At 65.9% G+C, this 19,769-nt stretch carries 20 protein-coding genes; 6 read left to right on the forward strand and 14 right to left on the reverse strand.

All coding sequences use genetic code 11. The annotated features are described in order from the left end of the window. Nucleotides 1-11: 11 nt before the first annotated feature. The 9 genes from G6N49_RS02270 to G6N49_RS02310 form a co-directional block, all read right to left on the reverse strand. On the reverse strand, nucleotides 12-1,193 hold the full coding sequence (locus G6N49_RS02270; RefSeq protein WP_110807626.1) for an acetyl-CoA hydrolase/transferase C-terminal domain-containing protein: 1,182 nt from the start codon (nucleotides 1,191-1,193) through the stop codon (nucleotides 12-14). A 40-nt stretch (nucleotides 1,194-1,233) separates the two neighbouring features. Continuing rightward, nucleotides 1,234-2,379 (reverse strand): acyl-CoA dehydrogenase family protein, encoded by a 1,146-nt coding sequence (locus tag G6N49_RS02275; protein WP_406540093.1) that lies wholly within the window; start codon nucleotides 2,377-2,379, stop codon nucleotides 1,234-1,236. Between the two features lie 27 nt (nucleotides 2,380-2,406). Then, complete coding sequence (locus G6N49_RS02280) at nucleotides 2,407-2,664, reverse strand: hypothetical protein (RefSeq protein WP_011856539.1); 258 nt, start codon at nucleotides 2,662-2,664, stop codon at nucleotides 2,407-2,409. Then, on the reverse strand, nucleotides 2,661-3,812 hold the full coding sequence (locus G6N49_RS02285) for an amidohydrolase family protein (protein WP_110807624.1): 1,152 nt from the start codon (nucleotides 3,810-3,812) through the stop codon (nucleotides 2,661-2,663). The genes G6N49_RS02280 and G6N49_RS02285 overlap by 4 nt, the downstream gene beginning before the upstream one ends. A 124-nt stretch (nucleotides 3,813-3,936) precedes the next feature. After that, on the reverse strand, nucleotides 3,937-5,097 hold the full coding sequence (locus G6N49_RS02290; RefSeq protein ID WP_083044761.1) for an acyl-CoA dehydrogenase family protein: 1,161 nt from the start codon (nucleotides 5,095-5,097) through the stop codon (nucleotides 3,937-3,939). Next, nucleotides 5,094-6,587, reverse strand: coding sequence for a class I adenylate-forming enzyme family protein (locus G6N49_RS02295; protein ID WP_179967719.1), 1,494 nt, complete (start codon nucleotides 6,585-6,587; stop codon nucleotides 5,094-5,096). Before G6N49_RS02295 ends, G6N49_RS02290 begins: the two co-directional genes overlap by 4 nt. Before the next feature lie 60 nt (nucleotides 6,588-6,647). After that, a complete protein-coding gene (locus G6N49_RS02300) occupies nucleotides 6,648-7,490 on the reverse strand; it encodes an alpha/beta fold hydrolase (RefSeq protein WP_011856535.1) in 843 nt (280 codons plus the stop codon). 9 nt (nucleotides 7,491-7,499) lie between these two features. Further along, the gene (locus tag G6N49_RS02305) at nucleotides 7,500-8,720 is read right to left on the reverse strand and encodes a cytochrome P450 (RefSeq protein ID WP_011856534.1); all 1,221 of its coding nucleotides are present in this window, start codon (nucleotides 8,718-8,720) and stop codon (nucleotides 7,500-7,502) included. A gap of 22 nt (nucleotides 8,721-8,742) precedes the next feature. Then, nucleotides 8,743-9,897, reverse strand: coding sequence for a thiolase family protein (locus G6N49_RS02310; protein WP_011856533.1), 1,155 nt, complete (start codon nucleotides 9,895-9,897; stop codon nucleotides 8,743-8,745). A gap of 167 nt (nucleotides 9,898-10,064) precedes the next feature. Between G6N49_RS02310 and G6N49_RS02315 the strand changes: the two genes are divergently transcribed. Next, on the forward strand, nucleotides 10,065-11,558 hold the full coding sequence (locus tag G6N49_RS02315) for a class I adenylate-forming enzyme family protein (protein ID WP_011856532.1): 1,494 nt from the start codon (nucleotides 10,065-10,067) through the stop codon (nucleotides 11,556-11,558). Nucleotides 11,559-11,587: 29 nt separating this feature from the next. Continuing rightward, nucleotides 11,588-11,890, forward strand: a complete 303-nt coding sequence (locus tag G6N49_RS02320) for a hypothetical protein (RefSeq protein ID WP_011856531.1) — start codon at nucleotides 11,588-11,590, stop codon at nucleotides 11,888-11,890. A gap of 57 nt (nucleotides 11,891-11,947) precedes the next feature. Here the strand turns inward: G6N49_RS02320 and fadD12 are convergent, their stop codons facing one another. Continuing rightward, nucleotides 11,948-13,570, reverse strand: coding sequence for an acyl-CoA ligase FadD12 (gene fadD12, locus G6N49_RS02325; RefSeq protein ID WP_011856530.1), 1,623 nt, complete (start codon nucleotides 13,568-13,570; stop codon nucleotides 11,948-11,950). Between the two features lie 5 nt (nucleotides 13,571-13,575). Continuing rightward, nucleotides 13,576-14,382, reverse strand: a complete 807-nt coding sequence (locus tag G6N49_RS02330; protein WP_083044760.1) for a 1-acyl-sn-glycerol-3-phosphate acyltransferase — start codon at nucleotides 14,380-14,382, stop codon at nucleotides 13,576-13,578. Nucleotides 14,383-14,495: 113 nt separating this feature from the next. On the opposite strand from G6N49_RS02330, the gene G6N49_RS02335 reads away from it, so the two are divergent. Both G6N49_RS02335 and G6N49_RS02340 read left to right on the forward strand, forming a co-directional pair. After that, nucleotides 14,496-15,914 carry a WS/DGAT/MGAT family O-acyltransferase gene (locus G6N49_RS02335; RefSeq protein WP_083044759.1) on the forward strand — a complete coding sequence of 473 codons (1,419 nt, stop codon included), beginning with the start codon at nucleotides 14,496-14,498 and terminating at the stop codon, nucleotides 15,912-15,914. A gap of 56 nt (nucleotides 15,915-15,970) precedes the next feature. Then, on the forward strand, nucleotides 15,971-16,474 hold the full coding sequence (locus G6N49_RS02340) for a hypothetical protein (protein WP_179967720.1): 504 nt from the start codon (nucleotides 15,971-15,973) through the stop codon (nucleotides 16,472-16,474). A 72-nt stretch (nucleotides 16,475-16,546) separates the two neighbouring features. On the opposite strand, the gene G6N49_RS02345 is transcribed toward G6N49_RS02340, so the two are convergent. Next, the gene (locus G6N49_RS02345; protein ID WP_083044758.1) at nucleotides 16,547-17,776 is read right to left on the reverse strand and encodes an amidohydrolase family protein; all 1,230 of its coding nucleotides are present in this window, start codon (nucleotides 17,774-17,776) and stop codon (nucleotides 16,547-16,549) included. 148 nt (nucleotides 17,777-17,924) lie between these two features. Here G6N49_RS02345 and G6N49_RS02350 point away from each other — a divergent pair, with 148 nt between their 5' ends. Next, nucleotides 17,925-18,548: a TetR/AcrR family transcriptional regulator gene (locus G6N49_RS02350; RefSeq protein ID WP_083044757.1), complete on the forward strand. Its 624-nt coding sequence runs from the start codon at nucleotides 17,925-17,927 to the stop codon at nucleotides 18,546-18,548. An 87-nt stretch (nucleotides 18,549-18,635) separates the two neighbouring features. Continuing rightward, on the forward strand, nucleotides 18,636-18,785 hold the full coding sequence (locus tag G6N49_RS29165) for a hypothetical protein (RefSeq protein ID WP_165760715.1): 150 nt from the start codon (nucleotides 18,636-18,638) through the stop codon (nucleotides 18,783-18,785). Nucleotides 18,786-18,804: 19 nt separating this feature from the next. Here the strand turns inward: G6N49_RS29165 and G6N49_RS02355 are convergent, their stop codons facing one another. Further along, the gene (locus G6N49_RS02355) at nucleotides 18,805-19,308 is read right to left on the reverse strand and encodes a DinB family protein (RefSeq protein WP_083044756.1); all 504 of its coding nucleotides are present in this window, start codon (nucleotides 19,306-19,308) and stop codon (nucleotides 18,805-18,807) included. A gap of 15 nt (nucleotides 19,309-19,323) precedes the next feature. Continuing rightward, nucleotides 19,324-19,746, reverse strand: coding sequence for a nuclear transport factor 2 family protein (locus G6N49_RS02360; RefSeq protein WP_011856523.1), 423 nt, complete (start codon nucleotides 19,744-19,746; stop codon nucleotides 19,324-19,326). Between the last annotated feature and the right edge of the window lie 23 nt (nucleotides 19,747-19,769).

Below are 19,769 nucleotides of genomic sequence, written 5' to 3' on the forward strand. Positions count from 1 at the left end.
CGTCAACTCCTTCATTTCGAGAACAATTCGGTGATCAGGTGCCGTCGCTGCGACCAGTCGGCGCCCCGCAGGTCGGCGTGACCGGATTCGGTGACGATCACGTCGACATCGTGGGCGGGGGTCGACGCCGGACGGCTCAGTTGCTCCACCAGGGGTGAGCGGCCGTTCGTCGAGGACGGCACGGCGATGATGGACAAACCGCCCCGGCTCATTGCGCCCGCGGCGCAGTAGTCCGGGTGTCCTCCGATTCCGCCGACGACTTTCTCGCCGACACCTTCGACGTTGATCTGGCCGTACGGGTCGAGTTCGATGGCGGTGTTGACGGCGATGAACGGTGCGCCATGGGCAAGTCGGACGAAGTCATGGGTGTACTCGATGCCGCGCAGGATGGGCTTGCCGTTTGCCCAGTCGTACAGGACGTCGCTGCCCATCAGATACGTCGCGGACGGCATCGCGGCCAACAGTCCGCGCCGTTCGAGGTCGACGACGGCGTCGGTGAGCAGCCCCGTGTCGATCTGCAGCGGCACCGCTGCGCGGTTCAACAGCGCCGTACCCAATTGGCCTGGCCCGTACTGCAGCCGGGCTCCCTCCGGGACGAACCGCAGCACGGAGTCGGCGAGAGCGTCGTGCACCGCTTCGGGCGCCTTGGGCGGCAATCGCACCGGACCGTCGGCGCTGCGCCCCACCACCGTCACTTGAGCGGGGTCGAGCGCAGGCAGGGCGCTGGCCATCGGCGCTGCGCCGTCGACGATCCCGAGCACCGGCACTCCGGCCTTGACGAGTTCATGCTGCCAGGACACTTCGGTGGCGAAATGCAGTTCGCCACCCCGTTCGACGACCCGCGTGATCAGCAGGCCGGGCCGCAGGGCCCCGGCGAGCAGAGCGCCGACGGCCGAGAGTCGGGTGGGTACGAAACGTGCTGTCGGGGTTCGGAGTAGGTCACGGACGCCCCACCCGGGCATCAAGGCGGCCACCTCGCCGAATGCGTCGGCCTCGAGGCCGGCGACCGCGGCGGGCAGCCAGCCGAGTACGAGTCGCACCGAACCCACCGCGCGCGCTACACCGCTGAGTGCAGCGCCCACCGATGAGCCGTCATCAAGACAGGACAGTGCGCCGACGCCGTCGCCGAGGGCCACGGTCGTTCCCGGACGTACCGCCTGCCGCAGCGCACTCGACAGGGTGGCTGCGGTCAAAGGAGCTGTCACCGTGGTGGTCTGCGCTTCGCGCAAGCGCTCATCGCGGTTCTTTGGGAAGTCCGAGCACCCGTTCGCCGAGGATGTTGCGCTGGATCTCACTGGTGCCGCCGAGGATGGTCTGCGCCCGCCCGACCAGCATGTGGTGCACTATTTCGTTGTCAGCCGGGTCGACGCAGGCGTCGGTGCCGAGGACCTCGGTGGCCACGTCGCCAAGGTCCTGATCGGTCTCCGACGTCATCAGCTTGAGCACCGAGAACGCCGGTGAGGTGAGGTCGCCCGAGTCGATGGCGCGTTGCCAGGTGAACCGCAGCAGCCACATCCGCGCCCACAACTTCGTCATGGACCGCGACAGCACGCCGTCCAGCAGGTCGTGGTCTCGCGCGGCCTTGACCATCCGCTCATGCAGCTGGAACATCGCCACGGCTTGGGTGCCCAGTGTCAGGCGTTCGCGGCCCAACGTCACCATCGCCACGGCCCAGCCTTGTCCGACCTCACCTATCAGTGCATCGTCGCTGAGTTCGGCACCGTCGAGGAAAACCTCGTTGAACTTGCTCTCGCCATCCATCTGGACCAACGGCCGCACCGTGACTCCAGGGGCATCCATCGGGACAACGAACATCGACAGGTCGCGGTGCTTGTCCGGGCCGGTGCGGGCCAGTAGCAGACCGTAGTCGGCCGAAGCCGCCGCCGAACTCCAGACCTTCTGGCCGTCGATCCGCCACCCGTCGGCGGTGCGCTCGGCCCGGGTGCGCACGCCCGCCAGGTCCGAGCCCGCGCCCGGTTCGGAGAACAGCTGCGTCCAGACTGCGTCGCCGAGCCGAATCGGCTTCAGGTAGCGCTCTTTCTGATCTGGGCTGCCGAACTTGATCATCACCGGGCCGACCAGATCCGCGCCCGTGATGTTCAGCTGACGGGGCACCCCCGCTCGGGCACACTCCTCGGCGAAGACGGCCTGGTAGGCCACGCTGGCATCGGCGCCGCCGTACTCCTGCGGCCAGTGCAGGCAGGTGTAGCCGTGATCGGCGAGGTAGCGGTGCCACTGTCGCCCCGGCTCGACATCGGCGGCCGTGGGCGTGGGCCCGTAGTTGCGCAGGCCTGCCGGCTTCGGCGCGCCGTCGAGGAACGCGCGGATCTCCGCCCGTAGTGCGTCGATATCTTCGACGACGTCAGAGGAAGCCGGCACCATCACTCCTTGGCAGACGGGTCGGAGTCACTTCCCGTCGAGATAGTCGTTGTATTCATCGCGGACCGACTCCATCGCATTGAGCCGGCGGGCCAGCATGGTGATCTCAGCGTCGAACTCCGCCGGGTCGCCCGTGCGCGCCTTCACCTCATCGAGCCGGGCCTGGGTCCGACCGATCTCCTCGACGAGGCGCTCGCGCGCCTCGTCTTTGGTGAGGAGATCCTGGTCGGTCCAGTCCGACTGTGGAAGCTGCTCGATGCGGTCCACGCCGTCGCCCTCGGTCACGCCGCCCGCGGGAAGTTGTACAGCTCGCGGGCATTCAACTCGACGATGCGATGCACCTCGTCGTCGGGCACCTTTTCCAGCGCTTGAGCGGCGCGCTCCCGGCTCTGCGGCCAGTAGGAGTCGGAGTGCGGGTAGTCGCACTCCCAGGTGATCTTGTCGATGCCGATCATGTGCCGCATCTCCACCCCGAAGTCGTCCTCGATGAAGCAGCCGTGCATGTGCTTCTTGAACAGGTAGCTCGGCGGGTGGTCCTGGTTGATGTTGTTGTAGAACCGGTGCTTGCGCCAGACGCTGTCGCAGCGCTCCAGGATGTAGGGAATCCAGCCGATGCCACCCTCGGACAACCCGATCTTCAGCTTCGGGTGCCGATAGAGGGTGTGCGAGAACAGCCAGTCCGTCATCGCGGTCATCGACATGGTGCCCATCAGCGTGACGAACACTGCGAACGGTGCGTCCGGGGCGATCGGCGGCGGGAAGCCGCCGGAACCGAAGTGCTGCGCGAGCACCATGTCGGTCTCCTCGAGCGCCGACAGCAGCGGGTCCCAGTGGTCCGAGTGCACCGACGGCAGACCGAGGCGATCGGGCAGGTCCGGGAAGGTCACCGCCCTGGCGCCCTTGCCCGCCGTGCGGTGGATCTCCTTGACGCTTGCCTCGACGTCCCAGAACGGCAGCATGACTACCGGGATGAAGCGGTCGGGTGCCGTGGCGCACCACTCGTCGAGCACGAAGTCGTTCCACGCGGCCGAGCACAGCCTGGCGAGTTCCTTGTCCTCACCCTCGGCGAAGACGGCGCCGGCGAACCGGGGGAACGACGGGAAGCAGGTCATCGCCTGCACGCCGTCGATGTCCATGTCGGCCACCCGCGCCTTGGGGTCGTAGCAGCCGGGGATCATGTCGTCATAGCGCACCGGCTCGATGCCGTAGTCCTCGGGCTTCTTGCCGGCGACCGCGTTCAGGCCGATGTAAGGGTAGATCCGGCCCTCGTACTCCCACACTTGGCACATCTGGCCGGTGTCAGGCCGCTCCCACTCGATGATCTTCGGGCCGGCCTCCAGGAACTTGGTGGGGAGCCGATCGCTCCACACTTTCGGGTGTTCGATCAGGTGGTCGTCGACGGAAATCATTTCCATCCAGGGCTGTAGCGGCACTGCTGCCTCCTCGTAAGGACGGTTGTAGTGGTGTCTAAACAGAAAAACATTTAGTTATTTCTTGTGAGTCTAGTCACCCGCGTGTCAGGCAGGCAAGTGGACTCAGGTAACTACGTAGGCCGCTTCACAGCAGCTTGGCCTGGGCGGCCAGTCGGTCCCAGTGTTGGGCGGGCGCACCGAACATCACCTCGTCGGTACGCGCCCGGCGCAGGTAAAGGTGCGCAGAGTCTTCCCAGGTGAAGCCGATGCCGCCGTGAATCTGTACGTTCGCGTGCGCCGCGCTCCGCAACGACTCCGAGCACACCGCCTTGGCCATGCTGGCGCGCCAGGCCGCCTCGCCTGCGAGTCCCGCGTCGCCGTCGAGGGCCTGCAGCGCCGCCTGTGATGCCGACCGCGCCCACTCGAGGTCGACCAGCATGTCCGCACACTTGTGCTTGACGGCCTGGAAGCTGCCGATCGGGCGGTCGAACTGCTCCCGCGTACGGGCGTAATCCGTCGCGATCTCCAGCACCCGCTCGCACGCGCCGACCTGTTCTGCGGACAACACCGCCAACGCCAGGTTGACGTTTCGGTCGATCACGTCCTCGACGGGGCCGTCCCCGGAGAGGCGAACCGCCTGCGCGCCGCTGAAGGTGAGGGTGGCCATCGGCCGGGTTCCGTCGAGCACCCGTTCGGGGTCGGTGACGACGCCGTCGGCTGCGGAATCGATGAGGAACACCGCCAGTTCACCGTCCCCGACGTTGGCAACGGCGACCAGATCGTCGGCAGCGGTGGCGCCCAGGACATGGCGGACGGCGCCGTCGACGCGCCACCCGTCGCGGGTGCATGCGGCGGTGAGCGTCACCGCGTCGGGGCGCCACGGCCCACCGTCGCCGGTGAGTGCCGCCGCGGCGGTACGGCGGCCTTCGACGAGCCCCGTGATCCGCTTCTCCGCGCCGGGGTCACTCTCGGTGAACGCGACGAGCAGGCCGGTGGCCAGCACGGTGGAACTGAGGAAGGGCACCGGCGCCAGGGCGCGGCCGAGTTCGTGGGCGACCACGCCCAGTGCCGAGGCGCCGTATCCCGCGCCACCGAGGTCCTCGGGTAGCGCGATGGCTGCGACCCCGACCTGGTTGCACAGCACGTTCCACAGCGCGGTGTCGAAGCCGGACCCGGCGTCGCCGCCACCGTCGTGACCCTCGCCGTAGGCCACCTCGCGTACCCGATCCTCTGGCGCGGTTCGTTCGCAGGCGGAACGCACGGAGTGTGCGAGCTCCTGACGTTCGTCTTCTGCCAACGCCGTCATCTGGTTCCTCCTGCTATCTGCCGGCCAAGCTCGGATTTGGCGACCTTGCCCAACCCGGTGAGCGGGAACTCGTCGACGATCACCAGCCGCTCGGGCCATTTCTGCTTCATCAAACCGCGTTGGTCGAGGAATGCGCACAACTCGTCGAGAGTGACGTCGCGGTGTCGCGACGACCGTCGCACCACCGCACACACCAGCTCGCCGCGCAGTTCGTCGGGCTGGCCGAGCACCGCGATCTCGTCGACGAGGGGATGGGCCAGCAACTCGTTCTCGATTTCGTCGGGTGCGATGTTCTCGCCCTTGCGGATGATCAGATCCTTGGTGCGGCCGGTGACCACGATGCGCCCGTCGGCACGTAACTGTCCCCGGTCGCCGGTGCGGAACCAGCCGTCGCCGGTCAGTGCTCGGGCCCACTGGCCGGCATCGACGTATCCGGTGGTCAGATTGTCACCGCGAAGCTCGATCTCGCCGTTCGCGTTGATCCGCACTTCGGATCCGGGAATCGGCCGGCCCGAGCTGTTGGCCAGTTGTTCGTCGCTGTCGCCCGCCTCGCTGACACAGACCATCGCCGCCTCGGTCATCCCGTAGGCGTGCACGATGGGGATGCCGAGATGCTCGCGTACCTGCCGGTGGACTTCGGGAGGACAGGGAGCACCCCCGCCGATCAGCATTCGCAGTGAAGGCATCAGTAAATCAGTTGTCCGAGCAGCTAATTGGGCCGACAGCAGCATCTGATAGAAGGCGGTGCTGGCACCCGTCACCGTCACCCGGTGCTCGGCAAGCAGGTGGGGCAGGCTGTCGGCGGTGACCTTCGGGATCATCAGCACCGGGAAGTCGCCCAACAGGGCACAGGCGAGGTAGACCATCCCGCCGATGTGCGCGATGGGAAAGGCGATGGTGCCGAGCTCCTGCGGATGAGTGCCCACACCGAGGTGCTCGGTGTATCCGCGCGCGGCGGCCAGCAGTGTGGCGTCGGAATGCAGCACGCCCTTGGGTCGGCCGGTGGTGCCGGAGGTGAAGTACACCCAGCGCGAATCCTCAGCTCCGCGTGGGCCGTTCAATTCGGGTGCCGGTGCCGCCGCAGAGTTGCGGAGCCGCTCGATCAGGTCGGCGGGAACGACGACGGTGCGCATCCCGGGTGCGGCGTTCCCCGCGGTCGATTCGTCCACCAGGAGGATGTCGGCTTCGGCGACGTCTACGGCCGCGGACACCTCGCGCTGCCGGTAGAGGTGCAGCACGGGGGCCTGGGTGACGGCGGTCCGCGCCAGCGCCAGCATCAGCACCGCGGCGCCGACGTGCGACGGCAGCTGCCAGGCGACGGTCATGCCCGGTCGCACGCCGGCATCCCACAGCCACCCGGTGGCCGCCGACGACAAGGCAGCGACCTCGCCGACGTTCAGTGTCGTGCCTTCGGTGTCCCGCAGCAGGGGACGATCCGGTCGGCTGGCGGCGCAACCGTCCAGCAGACCAGCGATCGTGCCAGCCTTCACCGTTTCTCCGTGCCTCACTCGAGAAGGTATGAACATGTCACTCATCAGGGCGTGGCTATGTCAACTCTCCGCGAAGGCGCGGATCGACGCTGCGGTCTCGTCGGGACGGTCCAGCATGACGTAGGTCGAAGCATCGTGGATCGGCGCCAGCGTTGAGTCGGCGAACGCCTCGGCAAGCCGCTGGGCGTGGGCCATCGGAAACATCTTGTCGGCATCACCCCACGCCAGCAGCACCGGCTTGGCCCACGCCTCGATCGCCGGGGCGGCCGCCAGGGTGTAGCGGGGATGCAGTCCGGCGGTGAAGCGCACCGCCTGACGGCGAACGGCCGCAGACGACAGGAACCCGCCGAAGATCGCGGTGCGGCGCTGCGCGTCGATGCCATTGCGGGTGACCGCACCGGCGAACACCCTGAGGCCCGGCGGCGTGGTCAGCAATCGCATCAGCGCGGCGCCGACGAGGCGGCTGCGACACAGCCGCACGATCGGTGCGAAGTTGCTGGGCGGAAAGTGTTCGTAGCTATCGCAATTGGTGAACACCAGCCGTGACACCCGGCCCCAGTTCAGGGTGGTGTCACCCAACGCGGCGAGCACGATGCCACCGCCGGTGTCGTTGGCCACCAGTGTCACGCCGGACAGGTCCAGCGCCTCGAGCAAGCCCAGGATGCGCCGTCCGGCGGCTGCCACGGAGAGGTCGACCGGCTCGGCGACCGGCTTCCGCTGAGCACCGAACGGCCAGGTGGGGACAACGCATCGATGTGTGTCCGACAGCCGCTGCGCGACGTCGTCCCACAGTGCCCCGGTCACGTAGGCGCCGTGCACGAACACCACAGGAGACCCGGTGCCGGATTGGGTGTACTCGATCGCCGCACCGTCCACGTGCACCGTGGCGGAGGAAATACTCACCGGCCGGCGTCAACTCGTCCGCGGGCCGGGCGCGAACTTCACCGGCAGCTCGCGCACCGCGAACACCTCACCGGCGTCCTCGAACATCTTCGGCTCGCCGGCCAGCTCGAAGTCCGGCAGGCGGGTCAGGATCCGGGTGACCATGACATCGAACATCATCTTGGCGTAGTGCGAGCCGAGGCAGCGGTGCATTCCGACCCCGAAGGCCATGTGCTTCTTGGCGTTCGCACGATCGAGGTCGAGGGTGTCGGGGTTCTCGAACATCGCGGGATCGCGGTTGGCCGCTGCCCACATCAGAATCGCGCGGTCGCCCTGGCACAGCTGCTGCCCGTGGAACTCGGCGTCGCGGGATACCGTCCGCGCCAACCCGAGGGTCGGCGTGTACAGCCGCAACAGTTCGTCGGTGGACTTCTTGACCAGACCCGGATCGGCGATGAACTTCTGACGCAGCTCGGTGTCCTCACACAGCCGCAGCAGCACATTGCCGGTGAAGCCGCTGGTGGTATCCATGCCGCCCAGCATCATCAGCACCGTGTACATGGTGATCTGGCCGTCGTCGAGCGGTTCGCCGTTCAACTGGCCACGCAGGATGTCGCTGAACAGGTCGTCGCCGAGGCCCTCGGCGCGCCGCTCCTCCATGTGTTTGACGATCTCGCCGAACATCTCCAGGCCGGCGGTCCCGGCCTTCTCGGGGTCGTGCGCGCGGTCGTGCACGGTGGTGTGCACCCAGTGCACCCAGTCCATGGCGCGGGATTCGTCGAAGTTCAGCAGCCGCAGGATCAACCGTGCCGGCAAGGGGGTGGTGAGCTCACCCACCAGGTCGCACTGGCCGCGCTCGATGAACGCGTCGATCGCCTCGTCGGTCATCGCGATGGCGGCGTCGCGGAACCGTTCGGCCGATCCTGGGGAGAACCGCTTGAGAGTGACCTCGCGCAGCTCCTGCGTCTCGGGCGGATCCGATTCGATCGGCAGGATCGGCAGGGGCAGCTCACTGGCAGGCACACCCACTGAGGGGAACGAGTTGAACAGGGCGTCGTCTCGGGCCGCCTCGAACACCGACGCGTAGTCGACCAACGCCCAGAAGCCCTCGTAGTGGTCGGAATACGCGACCGGGCAACCCGACTCACGCATCTTCCTGAAAGTGCCGTGTGGATCCTCGCGGAACTCCGGCGAATGGTGATCGAGGTCCACCTCGGCGCGCGGACGCGATTCGGCCTGGATGTCGGTCATCGGCACTGCTCCTTTTGTCGGGCTATCTGGAGAGGATGGCGACTGCCGCGGTCCCGGGCGCTCCGTAGAGCTGGGCCAGCCCGACCCGTGGATCGTTGGGCACCTGGCGGTCGCCTGCGGTGCCGCGCAGTTGCTGCACGAGCTCGTACACCTGGCGCAGGCCCGAGGCACCGACCGGTTCGCCGTTCGCCAGCAGTCCGCCGTCGGTGTTGATCGGCAGCCGGCCGCCGATCTTGGTGGCACCGTCGGCGAGCAGTGCCTCCTGTTCGCCGTCTTTGCACAGGCCGGTCTCGGCCATGTGGATGATCTCCGAGCCGGAGTCGGTGTCCTGTAGTTGAGCGACGTCGATGTCCTCGGGACCGATGCCCGCCGACTCGTAGGCGGCGCGGGCGGCCTCTGCGGTGGTGCCCGGCACCAGCGGCAACTCGATCGAGGTCCGCAGCAACTCGTAGGCGCCTTCGCGGCGGCTGCGCAGCGCGGTGGAGCGCAGGTAGATCGGGGTGTCGGTGAACTGCTTGGCCTTATCGGCGCGGCATACCACGACGGCGGCGGCACCCTCATTCGGGTTGCAGTACATGTACTGACGCAGTGGGGCATTGACGACCGGCGAAGCCAGGATCGCCTCGATGCTCATCGGTTTGCGTCGCCAGGCGTGTGGGGCCAGCGCGCCGTTGTCGAAATTCTTGGCCGCGACGCGGGCCAGCGTCTGCTCGCTGATGCCGTGGTCGTGCATATAGCGCATGATCTTGGTGCCGAAGTAGTGGGTGGTCAGGAACATGCCCTGATCGCCGTACCACTGGGGCAAGCCCGACACCGACGGGTCGGCGCCGAAGGCGCCACGCGGATGTTTGTCCAGCCCAACGCCGACGGCGATGTCGGCGTTGCCGAGCTGGACGTCGCGGGCCGCCAGCGTCAACAGCGAGTTGCCGGTCGCGCAACCGCTGAGCGTTGCGCGCGCAGGCACTCCCGTCATCCCGGCCAGGCCGGTCACCGCCTCCGGATTGGACACCTCCAGGCTGCCCGCGTACAGACTGCCCACGTCCGACCAGTTCACTCCGGCGTCACGCACCGCCCTACTGATCGCGACCGCCCCCATCTCCAGCGCGGACCGGTCCTCATACCGTCCGAAGGGATGGAGTCCCACACCGATAATGGCGATATCGGGCGTGTTGCTCATTGCGTTCCTCTCGGCAGGCGCGGCTCAGTACTGCTGCAGCAGGAGTGCGCGTTGACTTGATGCTCCTAAGCCTATAACTATATATCGGATTCTAGGGCTCGAGTCTAGAATCACGTCACCGGCCGAAAGGCGGTACGGCGGACTTCGCGAACAAGGGCTGAGGGCGTGTGAGTATTTCATTGCTACTTGAGATGGCGGCATCAGGTGATCCCGATCGGTCCGCCCTGATGGACGGCGACATTCGGTGGTCCGCTGCAAGGTTGAGTGAACTTGCCGACGGAGGCGCCGGAGTGATCGCCGCGTCGGGTGCTGCCCACGTTGTCTACGTCGGGACCGGGGGAGCGATGCTGCCTCTGCTGATCTTCGCCTCCGCCCGTGCGAACGTCCCCTTCACTCCGTTGAACTACCGGCTGAGCCCCGAGGCGCTGGGCCAGCTCATCGACCGGCTGCCCGACCCACTTGTCGTCGTCGACGACGACTACCGCGACACGGTGACGACCGCGAGTGGCCGGTTGACCGGTTCCGAGGAGTTCCTCGCCGCCGCGGGATCGGCGGAACCCGTGGTCGAGTTCGCCGATCCAGACGACGTGGCCGTCGTGTTGTTCACCTCTGGCACCACGTCGCGGCCGAAAGCCGTTGAGCTGACGCACAACAACTTGACCAGTTACGTCACCGGAACCGTCGAGTTCGCGTCGGCCGATCCCGCGGACGCGGCGCTGGTGTGCGTTCCGCCGTACCACATCGCCGGTGTCGGTGCTGCGCTGTCGAATCTCTACGCTGGACGGACCATCGTCTATCTGCGCCGGTTCGATCCGCGCGAGTGGGTACGTCTGGTACGTACAGAGAAGGTGACCACCGCGACGGTGGTGCCGACGATGCTCGACCGGATCGTCGCGGTACTCGAGGAGGAGCCCGTCGAGTTGCCTTCGCTGCGGAACTTCGCCTACGGCGGTTCGAAAGTGGCCCAGCCGCTGGTGCGCAAGGCGCTCGACCTGTTGCCGCAGGTGGGCTTCGTGAATGCCTATGGTCTCACCGAAACGAGCTCCACCATCGCGGTGCTCACCCCCGAGGACCATCGACTGGCGCACGGCGCGCGCGATGAAGCCGTCGCGCGGCGGCTGAGCTCGGTCGGTCGTCCGGTGCCCGGCATAGAGGTGCAGATCCGGGCCGAGGACGGCACGGTGCTCGGCCCGAACGAAACCGGCGAACTGTTCGTCCGCGGCCCTCAGGTGTCGGGCCGGTACGCCGAGATCGGTTCGGTGCTCGACGCCGAAGGCTGGTTCCCCACCCGAGACATCGCCACTCTGGACGACGACGGGTACCTGTTCATCGGCGGCCGTTCTGACGACACGATCATTCGGGGCGGCGAGAACATCGCCCCCTCGGAGATCGAGGAAGTGCTCGTCGAGCATCCGCACGTCCGTGAGGTCGTCGTCGTCGGTATGGACGACCCAGAATGGGGCCAGATCATCGTCGCGGTGGTCGTGCCTGAACCCGGGGCCGAGCCGATGGCCGAAGAGTTGCGCGACTTCGCTCGTAAAACCTTGCGCGGATCACGCACTCCCGATCGCATCGTGTTCCGCGACCAGGTGCCCACCACCGCCACCGGCAAAGTTCTGCGCCGCGAGATCCTCGACGACCTCAAGCCGGCGACTGCCTAGACTGACCACCGAACAGCAAGGAGCTCAACATGATCAAGAACGGCACGCGGTTGCAGAGCCAGGTCTGTGACACGCAGGTGATCGTCGTCAAAACCGCCGAGAGCCTGGACGATCTGCGGTGTGGCGGTCAACCGATGCTGCCGCTGGGCGCAGAACGACCCGCCGGGGCCACCCTCGACGATGCCTTCGCAGGCGGGGCGGCGATGGGCAAGCGGTATGTCGACGACGGGGGCGCGGAAGTGCTGGTCACCAAGGCCGGCGTCGGGTCGCTCAGCGTCGGGACGACCGCACTGACACTCAAGGAAGCCAAGCCGCTGCCGGCCAGCGACTGACTTCGGGGTCTGTGCGCCCGTACGACCAGTCGCCGGATCTGGGTTCGCGCTCCATGCTCAGTCGGGTTCGATGAGGGCGTGAAGCTCGCGACGGACGATCTTGCCCGTGCTGCCGCGCGGTAATTCGCCGAGCACTGTGATACTTCGCGGCACTTTGTAATTGGCGAGGTTTTCGCGCACATGCGCCTTCAGATCCTCGGGTGTGGCGGAGGCTCCGTCACGTAACACGACGAACGCCGCCAGACGTTGGCCGTACTGCTCGTCATCGACGCCGATGACCGCCGCTTCGTTGACCTCGGGGTGGGTGGCCAGCGCTTTCTCGACCTCGATCGGGTACACGTTCTCGCCGCCCGAGACGATCATCTCGTCGTCGCGGCCCACCACGAACAGCCTGCCGGCTTCATCCAGATACCCGACGTCGCCCGAGGACATGTATCCGTCGTGGAAGTTCTTGTTGGCACCGGACGTATAGCCGTCGAACTGGCTTGAGTTCCGGACATAGATGGTGCCGACTTCACCGCGGGGTTGTTCGTGGAAATCGCTGTCGAGGATTCGGATGTCGGTTCCTTCGGCGGCCTTCCCAGCAGTGTCGGGCGCGGCGCGCAGGTCCTCGGGCGTGGCTGTCGCGATCATGCCGGCCTCGGTGGCGTTGTAGTTGTTGTAGATGACGTCGCCGAAGCGATCCATGAACTTGATGACGACGTCGGGGCGCATCCGCGACCCCGACGCGGCCGCAAAGCGCAGTGTGCGGCCGCTGTAGCGGGAGAGTACGTCCTCGGGCAGGTCGACGATGCGGTCGAACATGACCGGCACCAGACAGAGCCCGGTGGCGCGGTGTTCGTCGACGAGGGCGAGGGTGGCCTCGGGGTCGAACTTCCGGCGGGTGACGATGGTGCAGGCCATCATGGCCGCGAACACCAGCTGCCCGAAGCCCCAGGCGTGGAACATCGGCGCAACGATGACCGTCACCTCTTCGGCCCGCCAGGGCGTACGGTCGAGGATTGACTTCAGCGCATCGGCTCCGCCGCCGGAATGTCTGGCGCCCTTGGGTGAGCCGGTGGTGCCCGACGTCAGCAGGATGAGCTTGGATGTCCGGTCGGACGGCAAGGGTCGTTGACCGATGTGCCCGTCGATCAGGCCGGCGACGGTGACGGCCTGCGCGTCCGGATCATCCGTCCACGCCACGATCTTTGCCGCCTTGGGGCGGTCCTTGAGCGCCTGGGCGACGGAGGGCGCGAACTCCTCGTCGTAGATGACGGCGTCAACCTGCTCTCGGGCCACCACGTCCGCCAGCGCCGGACCCGCGAACGAGGTGTTCAATAACAGCACATCGGCACCGATCCGGTTTGCCGCGACAAGCGCTTCCACGAACCCGCGGTGGTTGCGCGCCATGATGCCGACGACCTCCGGCTGTCCACCGGGCAGTGTCTGGAGGGCGGCGGCGAGCGCGTCGCTGTGGCTGTCGAGTTCCCGCCAGGTCAGCGTGCCTAGTTCGTCGATGAGCCCGGGCCGGTCGGGGCATCGCTGCGCTGCGAGGGCGAAGCCTGTGGTCACCGACATTCCAGCACGCCGCACTGCCGCTCCCATGCGGAGGTAGCGGTCGGGCCGCAGCGGCGCGATCACTCTTGCGCGGTACATCGTGCCGACGATTCCGGCCGTTTTACGGAGGCGGTTCATCATCGGATTCAGCCGATCACCGGTAGCCGACGTTCGGCCGCGAGCTCGTCGAGCGCCCGCTGCATGACCTGGCGCACGTGGGCATCGACCTCGTCGACGTTCGGGTCCTCGCCGAATTCCGCGGTGATGTCGATCGGCGTCAGCACCTGAGTGACGATCTTCGTCGGTAGAGGCAGGTTGACCGGCAGCACGGCCGAGAACCCGAACGGGAAGCCGAATGAGATCGGCAGGATCTTCACCCGCAGAAGCTTGTCCAGCCGCACGGCCTTGGCCAGCCACTCGCCGCGGGAGAGAAACAGCTGATTCTCCTGGCCACCGATCGACACCGACGGCACGATCGGCACGCCCGCGTTGAGCGCGGCCCGGACGTAACCGGTGCGCCCGCCGAAGTCGATCGTGTTCTCCGAGGCGGTCGGCCGGTACACGTCGTAGTCGCCGCCGGGGAACACCACGACGACGCCACCTGCGCGCAAGGCCTTGTCGGCGTTCTCATGGCTGGCTGGAATGAACCCGGTTCGTTTGAACAAGTCGCCGGTTGGACCGGCGAAGAGGATGTCGTGGCTGAGCGTGTAGACCGGTCGGTCGTAGCCGAACTTCGCGTAGAAGTCGGTGGCGAACACGGGCACGTCCATGGCGAACAGCCCACCCGAGTGGTTTGCCACCACCAGCGCGCCACCGGCCGGGAACTGGTCGAGTCCACGTACCTCGGCGCGGTGCCAGCCCTTTATCACCGGGCGGATCAGACCCATCAACTGTTCGGTCAGGGCCGGGTCCCATTTCGTGATGGCCGACGGCTCGGTGTCAGGCGCGTTCACTCGACCTCCTAGTAAAAATCGTTAGACATTTAGATGTTATCCAGCGCACACGGCGGTTACCCGAATATCTTGAATGCGGCACATCGAACAGCGATGCATGGCATGGAGGAGCGGTGAAGAGGCTGGGAGGCTGGGACGCGGTACTGCTGTACAACGAGACCCCTAACCTGCATCAGCACACGCTGAAGGTCGCGGTCGTGGATGCTTCGGAGTGCGACGAGTTCGGGTTCGACCGCTTCCGGCAGACGCTGGCGCGGCGTCTGCACCTGCTCGAACCGCTGCGTTACCAACTTGTCGACATTCCGGGCAGGATGCACCATCCGATGTGGTTGGAGAACTGCGACGTCGACCTCGACTACCACGTTCGGCGCATGCAGGTCAGCCCTCCCGGGAGTAACCGCGAACTCGATGTCGCAATCGGTGAGGTCGCCAGTACCCCACTGGATCGGAGCAGACCGCTGTGGGAGTTCCACTTCGTGGAGGGCATGGCGGACAACCGGTTCGCCATCATCGGCAAAGTCCATCATGCGCTCGCAGATGGCGTCGCGTCGGCGAACTTGATGGCGCGCGCGTTGGACCTGCCTGGTTCTTCACAATTGGAGAGGGACGACTACCGGCGTGATCCCCACCCCTCCGGTGCGCAGTTGCTCCGGGCAGCGCTGGCGGATCACATCGTCCTGTTACGGGAGTTTCCCCGCTTGGTGCGGGATACTGTCACGGGAGTCCGGCGTGTCCGCCGCAAATCCGTTTCGGTACCTGGGCAGGCCCGCAACTTCCGCCCGCCGAGGACCTTCCTCAACCATGTCGTGACACCTGGCCGCACGTTCGCAAGTGTCAAGCTCGACCTCCATGAGGTGAAGGGAATCGGCAAGCAACTCGGTGTCACGATCAACGACATGGTGCTGGCCATCAGTACGGGCGCTCTCCGCACCCTTTTACTGAAGTATGACGGTCGCGCCGACGAGCCGTTGTTGTGCGGGGTGCCGCTGAGCATCGACACGTCACCAGAGCGCATCTCGGGCAACGCGATCGGGACCATTGTGGTGTCGCTGCCCGTGCACCTGGCCGATCCACTCGAGTGGGTACGTCTTGCTCACACCGGGGCGATGATCGGCAAAGAGAACGCCCGCCTTCTCGGAAACGAGCTCGTGAGCCGCTGGTCGCACTATGCGCTACCGGCGTTGAGCGAGTGGGGGTTTCGCCGCATCGCGACCAGTGACTCGCCCAACAAGCTGATCAACGTTTCCGTCTCCAACGTGCCGGGTCCGCGCGAGTACGGCCGGATAGCATGCGCTCCGATGGTGGAGTTGTACTCAGTCGGACCACTCACTTTCGGCGTGGGGCTGAACATCACGGTCTGGAGTTACGTCGACCAACTCAATATCTCGGTTCTCGCCGACGACGCGACCTTCGGCGACCCACGCGAGGTGACCGACGCGATGGTCGAAGCGTTCGCGCTCATCCGTGAGGCGGCCGGGCGGCCCGCTGAGTCACTGGACAGTCCACCACCTCATGAGGCAGGTTCGGCTTGACAGGGTGATGTCAACGTGAAGTTCATCTGTTGTCCGCGAAAAGAAAGGAAGTGTTCGTGAGAGGTGGACCGTCGATCAAGCACCTCGACGACGTACCGGCTGAGGAGATGCTGCGCTACGAGTTCGCGGATGGTCGCACCGCGTCGATCTGGGAGAAGTGGATCGAGCTGACACCGCGCTACTTCGCGTTCTGGAACAAGTGGGATCCGGGTGCGATCTCCTCGCAGCACGGCCACACCGGCGATCACAGCAACTTCATCCTGGCCGGTGAGATTCGTTGTGGCGACCTCGTCGCCCGCGCTGGCACGCACATCATGCTGGAGTGGGGTGACGTTTTCGGCCCGTGGGAGGCCGGCCCGCAGGGCTGTGAGCTGTACGGGTTCATCGCCGGCGAGGGGCAGCCGTTCAGCGGTGACACATCCGCCTACGAAGCGCTCCTCGAGGAGCGTGGGGCCCGACCGGTCCCGCTACCGATGCCCAAACGTCTGCCGCCGTGGATTCTTGCCAAACTCGGCAACGGATTCACTTCGTCGGTCACCCAGTGGAGTACGTCGGACTGAGGTCGTCAACCCAACCGCGGAATAGCTTGTATTGGGCTACAAGCTATTCCGCGGCAGAAGTTGATCACTGATTCAAGCGTTCGCCAGCGCGGGGGGCTTGACCGCCTCCGGATCGGGGTTGGCCAGTGGGAGTCCCATGAAGCGGCGGGCGTTGTCACCCATGAAGTCGTAGGTACGCCGCTTGTCCATTCCCTCGGCGTACTTGAAGTAGCCCTTGGGAGTTTCCAGTCCTTCCGGATGCGGCCAGTCCGACCCGAACATCACCCTGTCCCATCCGACGGTCTCGACGACGTCCGCCACGGAGCCCTCCCAGAACGGGCTGACCCAGCAGTTGCGACGGAACACCTCATGCGGATGCTCGGGGAAGTTCTGCGGCATCTTGTGATACGTCGAAGCGAGGTCGTCGAAAAGCGGCTTGATCCAAGCGCTTCCGTTCTCGACGCTGGCGATACGCAGCTTCGGGAACCGAGTCAGCGTGCCATGGCAGATCAGGCTGGTGAGCATGTCGGCGATCTCCCGGTGGCCGAGCGCCGTCCATTTGAACGCCGACATCTCGAAGGCGCTCTGCGTCTCCGCCGGCTCCCACTTCTCGATGTACTCCTGCAGCGGCGGTTGGCTCGCGTGCAACACGATCGGCAACCCCGCTGCCTCGACCTCCCGCCAGAACGGATCGAATTCAGGCAGCGCCGGTGAGCGCCAGCCCTTGTAACCGTTCACCGGCGCCGGTTTGATCAGGGCGACCCTGGCGCCGTTTTCCAGGATGTACTCGAGCTCCCGTAGCGCGTTGTCGACGAGTCCCAGCGTGAGGACCGGCGTCGAATAGATCCGGTTCTGATGGCTGAAGCCCCAGTGTTCGAGCATCCACTGGTTCAGCGAGTGGATGATCGCCGCCGTCAATTCGGGATCTTCGGCCGCGGAGTGCTCAACGAGATTGGCGAGCGTCGGATAATTGATGCAAGCGTCGACGCCTTGACGGTCGAGCTCGGCAATCCTGTCGTCGGGATTACGGGCGCCGGGCGGGCAGTCGATCCCGCGGCCGGACATCTCCCTCATGGTCAGACCTTCGGGATTCTGGCCGGAATAGAACTTCTCGTGCGCACCGGGGGCGGCCACCCGCTCGAAAGTCGGGTTGGGCATGTAATCGGTGATCTTGTTCAGGATCGCGATCCTGGTGCGCTTACCGATCTGGACGAACTGCACCTTCGATTGGTACTTCTCCGGCAGGTGCCGCAGCAGTGCATCCGGGGTCTCGTACATGTGCTGATCGGCGTCGAAGATCGGTGCGTCGGTGAACTGGGTCATCGTTGTGCCTCTCGCTGCTCTACATCGGGCTTGCCAATGAGCCTGGCGCAACTTGACGATTGTGTCAAGTGCTGCGCTAGAGGAGGTCCGATAGCTGTTTCCACGTGTACTTATTGCACTTGACGATGTTGTCATATAGCGTTGCCACATGGCGGTCACCTCGAGTGCTCCTGACGCGTCGCCACAGGACGCCACCCGCGGTGAGCGCACCCGCGCGGCAATCCTGCAAGCAAGCCGGCGCCTCTTTCTCGAGCGCGGATACTCCGGCACGCCCATCAACGCGATCACCGAGGCATGCGGTATCTCGCGCGCCGGGTTCTACACGTACTTCAAGGACAAGCGCGAGATCTTCAACGTCCTCGGCAAGACGGCGTATCACGACGTCCTGGCCGTCATCGCCGAATGGGCGGAGGCGGAGGCGCCGTTCAGCCCCGCCGACATCCGGGTGTGGGTGGGCCACTACTTCGACTACATGGACCAGCACGGTGCGTTCGTGCTGGCGTCGGCGCACTCCGCCCCTGACGACGATTCGTTTCGAAACTCACGCAATCGCATGGTGACTCGCGCGTCGTGGAAGTTGGGGCAGGCTATCTCCAGGGCCGGCGCGCACTCGCCGGACGTCATCGGCGTTGCGGTGATGGGATTGCTCGACCGGGCCTGGCACACCGTGAATAGGCAGACCGTCGCCGTCGACCGCGACGAAATGATCGCGGTGGTCGCCGAAATGATCTCGGCGATGGCGGTTCTCGGCGCGTCGGAATCAGCCGTCTAACCACCGGCCGCTGTGGGTAACCGTGGAACCGTAGACGACGCCGGTCCAGCCTCGCGCCGGCTCATTTGGACACCGAAGGAGCACCACATGTCAGGTTTCGACACGAGTCAGCCGATTGCCGACGAGAAGTCGCTGAAGGACATCGACCCCGCTGACACACGAGGCGCGGCCCCCGCCGGCGATCCCGAATCTGCCGAGTCGGACCAACTCGGTGACGCCACGCCCGGCCCCCGCTGACGGGCAAACCTCAGAAGCTCTACGGGTCAAGACCTCCCAGGCGTCGAATGTCACCGAGGTGATGGTGGCATTCATGCCAGGCGCTGCGCGCGATGAGCGCAACTGAGATCTCCCGACCGTCGAGCGTCACGGTGCGGGTGGCCGAATCGTCGTCCAACGCAATCAGCACATCGGCGAGCCGCTGGATCCGCCGCTCGAACTGCGCGAGCAGTTCGAGCGGATCGGCGTCGTTGTAGGCGGCCTGAACGACTGACTCGTCCGGGTCCACCGTTGGTATCAGCGGATTGTCTTCGGACAGCGCACGCTCGATCAGCCAGCGGTGGAACGCCATCGACTCCCGTAGGTGCCCGAGGTACTCCAGCGGGGACCATACCGTCGCTGCCGGTCTGCGCCGAAGCTCATCACCAGAGACGGCGAGGACGCTGACGCCGATCGCCCGAACCGCCGGGTACAACTCCATGGCGACGTCCGACGGTAGCGTCTCGGACTGATCGAAACCGCACTCGCGACAGATCTCCTCCATGACCGGATCCTCGGATCAGCTGGCCGGGGCGCTGCCGGTTTTCGCGGTCCACTTTCCGTACGGGATGTGGTCGGGAATCTCCCAGAAGCTGCGCACGGAGCTGGTGCCGTCGGCATTGAATCGCCACACATCGACGCTGGGGATGACGAGTGCCTCGCCACGGTAGGTGCCTTCGTTGTGGCACACGACGACGGCTTCGGATCCGCCGAGGATGATCTGCTCGATGCGGACGGCCGGGTGATTCGGCCCGGTGCGATCCCACAGTTCGGCGGCCAGTTCCCAGCCCCGTTTGACCGGTGTTCCTACCGGGTCCTCGAGCGTCGGTTCGCCTGGCGCGGCGTCCTTCCAATGCCGCAGCCACCCCTGCTTGTCCTGGTCGTTCCACAATTCGTACCAGCGTCGAATGAAGTGCTCGAGATGGGCTCCTGTGATCGTCATTGGAAGTCACGCCTTTCTGGGAG

It is taken from the genome of Mycolicibacterium monacense (assembly GCF_010731575.1).
GTDB lineage: Bacteria > Actinomycetota > Actinomycetes > Mycobacteriales > Mycobacteriaceae > Mycobacterium > Mycobacterium monacense.